General features: G+C 39.4%; 4 protein-coding genes. 3 read left to right on the top strand and 1 reads right to left on the bottom strand.

Annotated features, from left to right (window positions below):
• Nucleotides 1–596: 596 nt before the first annotated feature.
• Together F6K13_RS15685 and F6K13_RS15680 are read left to right on the top strand one after the other, a co-directional pair.
• Nucleotides 597–2,333 carry an iron uptake porin gene (locus F6K13_RS15685; protein ID WP_287240972.1) on the top strand — a complete coding sequence of 579 codons (1,737 nt, stop codon included), beginning with the start codon at nucleotides 597–599 and terminating at the stop codon, nucleotides 2,331–2,333.
• Between the two features lie 154 nt (nucleotides 2,334–2,487).
• A complete protein-coding gene (locus F6K13_RS15680) occupies nucleotides 2,488–3,180 on the top strand; it encodes a hypothetical protein (RefSeq protein WP_124145802.1) in 693 nt (230 codons plus the stop codon).
• A gap of 16 nt (nucleotides 3,181–3,196) precedes the next feature.
• Here F6K13_RS15680 and F6K13_RS15675 read toward each other — a convergent pair whose 3' ends face one another.
• Nucleotides 3,197–5,221 (bottom strand): DUF6851 domain-containing protein, encoded by a 2,025-nt coding sequence (locus F6K13_RS15675; protein WP_124145801.1) that lies wholly within the window; start codon nucleotides 5,219–5,221, stop codon nucleotides 3,197–3,199.
• A gap of 163 nt (nucleotides 5,222–5,384) precedes the next feature.
• Here F6K13_RS15675 and F6K13_RS15670 point away from each other — a divergent pair.
• Nucleotides 5,385–5,636, top strand: a 252-nt coding sequence (locus F6K13_RS15670; protein ID WP_287287806.1) for a hypothetical protein, incomplete at its 3' end; no start/stop codon positions are given.

The raw sequence follows: 5,636 nt of genomic DNA, 5'->3' as shown, positions 1-5,636 counted from the left end.
AGTAAATTATGTATAACTTGTGTGTAAAAGACCGGGTTTAAAGGCTTCATCAAATAAATTAAATTGGCGATCTTCAAGACTAGTTTAGGAAGCTAATTAGCTACTAATTGTTATGGCCACAGCCTATTGACTCCGGTTTTTATACTGTTTAGTTTTTTTTATTTGTGAATTTAATCGTATATAAATAACTAACATAACGGCAATAAAGATAATATTAAATTTTATTTTCCGGAAGACCATAAATAAGTTTTGTAAAGTTTTGATTGGTAATCTTCTGATGAAGTTATGTCTAATAAATTAACTTATCATTTTCTTTGTGGGTTTAATACCCCACCGTCTACACGGTGTTCAAAATTACTTGGGGTTAGAATCCCCATGTAATTTTCCTCCTGTCTCCTGTCTCCTGTCTCCTGTCTCCTTCTTCAATCGATGTTTCACTGCACTTGAAGACAATATTTTACTGATCTTAATAAATTAGTTGTTGGCTAGGTTGCTCGAAGAAGATATTAATGATATAAACGTCTTAAATTATTATGTACTGAAATCAAAGTACACCAAGTTAAATAAATATACCGATAAGATGAGGACGAAATAAAATGGGAAGTAAATTTTTATTATCTTTAATCTCAATATTTATTTTAGGAGTTCCTTTAACATGGGCAAAATCTGCAACTGGATTAACACAAATAAATTCTACAAAAGTTAAACCTCAAGATGAGTCTTTTCTCCATTTACTATCACCACCAATATTACAGAGCTTAAATAACTCCCATTCTGTTCCTTCAACAGTTAGAAAAAAAACCCTACAACTAGCACAAGCATCAGATGAATATGACGATCTTTCAGAACTAGACCAAGTAACCTCCGTATCCCAACTCTCAGATATCCAACCTACAGACTGGGCATTTCAAGCATTACAATCATTAGTAGAACGTTACGGTTGTATTGCAGGATATCCAGACGGCACTTACAAAGGTAACCGAGCTATGACCCGATACGAATTTGCTGCTGGGTTAAATGCCTGCTTAGATAGAATGACAGAATTAATTGGCCAGTCTACAGTAGACTTAGCGACTCGCGAGGATATAGCTGCCATTCAACGTTTAGTTGAAGAATTTGCTCCAGAGTTAGCTACCCTCCGTGGTCGAATAGATGTACTTGAAGCTCGCACCGCAGAATTAGAAGCAAACAGGTTTAATGGCACTACAACAATATTTGGTGGAGAAGTAATATTTGGTTTAACCAACGGTTTTGGCGGTGAGGATGTAGTCAATGCTTTTGGTGGACGTGGAGACGGAGACAAAAACACAATTTTTAATTATTTAGTACGACTGCAAACAGCTACAACTTTTACAGGTAAAGACCGCCTACGAATAGAATTGGGTGCGGCAAATTTCAGTAGTCGTAGTTTTGCAGGTAGTCAGTCGTTTAATACAGATATGGCAATTTTATCTTATCAAACAAATACAGATGATGAGTTTCAGATATTTAAGTTGGAATATCGTTTTCCCGCTTTTGGCGATCGCGTGGTCTTCACTTTCCGTCCTGTCAACTTCAGCTTAAATAGTGTCCTCACAGCTAACTCCCCTTATTTTGATGCAGGTCGTGGGTCTATTTCCCGCTTTACTGACTCTAGTCCCATATTTAAGATAGGTAGATTAGATTCTGGTTTAGGTTTTGATTGGTTAATTACTGATAAAGTACGTTTGCAAGTTGCCTACGGTACGCGGGATAGCGAAAACCCTGGCAAGGGTCCCACTGGCCAAGGTGGTATTACTGATGCTGGTCATAGTGCTGTGGGAGTCCAATTTTTAACTGTTCCGTTTGATAATGTATTGACTGGCGTGACTTATATTAATGCTTATTCAGAAGATGGTTATTTGGATACTTTTACTGGTAGCTTAAATGCTGATACTTCTGGAGGGTTAAGTATACCTGCTAATATTAATGCCGTGGGTGGTACAGTACAATGGCGAGTTTGGGAGAAAATAACTCTAGGTGCTTGGGGAGGATGGGTATTTACAAATTATATTAATTCTGATGCTCATGCTACTTCTAATACTTATTTATTTTCTGTCGGTATGTCTGACCCTTTTGGTCGTCAAGGAGATTTATTTGCAGTTTTATTTGGTAAACCATTAAAATTAGTTGATGGAGATAATGGCATTGAAGAAGATGAGGATACTTCTTATCATATTGAAACTTTTTATCGGTATAAAGTTAACGATTATATCACAATTACTCCCGGATTTTTTGTAGTGACTAATCCAGAACATAATGAAGATAATGAAACAATTGTAATTGGAGTTTTACGGACAACTTTCCGCTTTTGACCTTGAAGAAGGAAGAAGGAAGAAGGAAGAAAAAATGGATGGGGACTCAAACTTCAACCAATTGTCAACACTCTGTAAGACAGTGGGGTATTAAACCCAAAAGAAAAAGATAAGTAAAATTAACAAAAAAAATTTAGAATAACTATATTTATCTATGATTGAAGAAAGAAGAATAAAAAAGTGGATGGGGACTCAAACTTCAACCAATTTTCAACATCTTGTAGATGGCGGGATATTAAACCCAAAAGAAAAAGATAATATCAAAAATAATAGCTTTTTGATAGCAGTAAGAAACAGAGAACAAACAAGAGTAAAGGTGCAACAAAAAAGAACAAAATATTTGGGAATGAACGAAGACAGGAGTCATAATTCCCTTCTGCCTTCTGCCTCCTCCCCTCTGCCTTTCCTGATAAATTCAATTAATAAATTGATATGTTTCTTTCTTTCTTCTTCTTTTTCCCTTGGGTTAATATCTGTAGCTTACGCTCAAGAAGAAAATTCTAGGGAACCAGCAAAACGTAGAATAAGCGTACCATTTTTTGAAGAAGAGAGAAAACTAGATTTCAGTGGCTTTTCTAATACTTTTTTAAATGATGCTCTGGGTGGTACAGGCGACCCAATGGGTGGCACCACTGCACCTGGTTCTGATTTTACCATGTCTCCAGATGTATCGGACTCGGAATTTTCCGACCCTTCTCGTGGAGTGGGAGACCCCTCTCGTGGTGGAATGATGAGAGGTTCTCAACCTGCTGCTGGTAGCTCTGGCGATCGCGTATCACCTACACCTATAACTCCTATTACTGGAGGTGGAGGTAGAGGTATTTTTCAACAGTTACCACCGAGGTAAAAGGTCTACTCTTCGATCAAGCAAGTTCGGTGAAATCATCAATACTAATGACGCTTTCCTCTACACCCTGTAACGTAATAGAAAGCTGGTTAGTACTAATGCGAGTATCATTACCTATCTGAGAAATAGTCAATTGCTCGACACTCAGACCACCCTGTAAACCAATAATATCTATTCCGTCTTCAAAATCAACAATAATATTGTCGCCATGACCTAATCCAAAGTCAAAGCGATCGCCACCAGGTCCGCCGATGAGAATATCATCACCCCTGTGGCCACCAATAATATCAACACCATTACCTCCATCAACTGTATCGTTACCTTTACCTCCAAAAAGTAAGTCGTTACCATCCAAACCTTGGACTGTATCATCACCTTTGTTGCCATAAATGAAACTATTTTCAGAAGTTCCGATTAAATCATCATCATCATTTGTACCGATAATAACATTAGGAGCAATAACCGACTGAGTTCTCTCCCAAACACTTTCCCCGACTTCTCGCCCTAACTCGCGACCATTCAAGTCCCCATCATCAAAATGAATACCACCATAAAGACGAGAAATACCAGCTTCATCCGCAGCTTCACTAAAAGTATCCCACTCCAAAACTAGAGGTGACTCCGGTGTCAAACCAGGTTCAAAACGAGACTCTCCTGCTGCAAAACTGACTGAAGCACCAAAATCATCACTACCAGTAAACCGTTCCAAAATTTCAGCACCCGCAGCACTAAAAGTACTATGACCAGATACATATTCAGCAAAAGGAGGTGAAGGGTCACTACCAGGAGTTTGAAAGGTGAGAAAATCAGTTGCTAAAATAGTTTGGGTTCCTTCTGCTGGACCTGCCCAAGCATCAATGGCAAAACCACCAAGTTCTGGATTAAATTCTCCTATTAAACCCAGTTCTCCTAACTCCCGGACTGTGCGTACAGGTCGAGCATAATCATAAAAAGTTTTAGCATCCCAAGCAGCAATACCAGCATCAAATACTGCATTACCCAAATTAAAGAACAGTTTCACATCCTCGTCTAAAGTATGATTATCCCTAGCGGAAACAAATTCTCCAAAAGTCAGCCAAGTTCCGGGAGGGAATGATGTACCGCCTCCGTCTTCCCAAAATTCGGCGATTAATTTTTGTTCATCTGTCAGGTTAGCACTGAGATCGACAATTCTTTGTGTCTGTTCGATAAATTTAGGATTAATAATTGTACCAACAATATCGGGAGTAATTTCAACCACAGACTGGTCTGCTAGAGTAATTGTGCGTGCTTCTAAGTCTACCTCACCATCTACAAGTAAAAATGGTTCTGGTGCTTCTGGTCGTATGTCTTCAACGGATGTGAGACCAAAGGGTGTAACATTACCCCATTGAGGAGTTAGGAATGTTTGCACTCTTTGTTCTTCACCGGGTAGAGCATCAATGGGAACCCGTTCGGGAGTCCAAGACTCTATATCGATAGTTTCTCCAGGAAAATTAAGGGGTTGATAGTTAGTAATATCGGAGTAAGGAGTACCGTTACCGTTAGGGTCATTTCCTAGTTGGTTGGAGCCATCATTTCGACGGAATGTTAATAGTGCTTCAGCGGAGACGTTACCAATGCCAGCAGGAGTGCTTGTATCAGTGGTTGTGTTGTTGGGGTCAAAGCCTAATTCAGCCATGACTTCATTGAAAATTTCTACTTCGCTAGGGAAGAGTTCCGATAATACCCGATAAGCAGCAAAACTTATAGCTTCAGTTTTGTTGGCATCAGTGTTTTCTGACTGGGGACGTTGGAGATTATCCTCTAATTGAGTTCCAATAGCTAGTGGGTCGTAGGCGCTCCAAGCGTCATAGGCGGCTGTGTGTAGGATGCCATAAGCACGGGAGGCAACAGTCGGACCGGGGGAGGTGTTGATGACTGCTTGTTGTACTGCTTGATCCCATAGTACGGAAATGCTTGGTGTGGGATTTTCTACTGTGACAAGTTGAGTTTCTGGGTTGACGGTGAGATTGATGTTGTTGTCAGAAATTTGCTGATTTTGCCTGGTGGAATTATTCATGTTTTTTTTTTAGTGTTAAAGAACTAAAGTGTAGAAGGAAGAAGCAAGAGTCGGATAGGCGAGTTATCAAACAGGATTGGGTCTAAAACCCCGCCTTTTAAGGTGAAATATTCTTTCTGTTTTGCGATTATTAATGTTCTATTGCTCTATTGGACAATAGTTATTGCTCTGGTTCAAAAGCGATCGCTCTGTTTGGCGATTATTAATGTTCTATTGGACAATAGTTATCATTTTCTTTGTGGGTTTAATACCCCACCGTCAACGGGGGTGTTCACGCATTACTTGGGGGAGCGAATCCCCATGTAATTTTCCTCCTGTCTCCTGTCTCCTGTCTCCTGTCTCCTTCTTCAATGCTCTGGTTCAAAAGCGATCGCTCTGTTTGGCGATTATTAATGTTCTATTGGACAATAGTTAT

It is taken from the genome of Okeania sp. SIO2B9, assembly GCF_010672505.1.
GTDB classification, from domain to species: Bacteria; Cyanobacteriota; Cyanobacteriia; order Cyanobacteriales; family Microcoleaceae; genus Okeania; species Okeania hirsuta.
The sequence above is the reverse complement of the archived record's forward strand: the minus strand, read 5'-3'. Positions and strand labels throughout refer to the sequence as shown.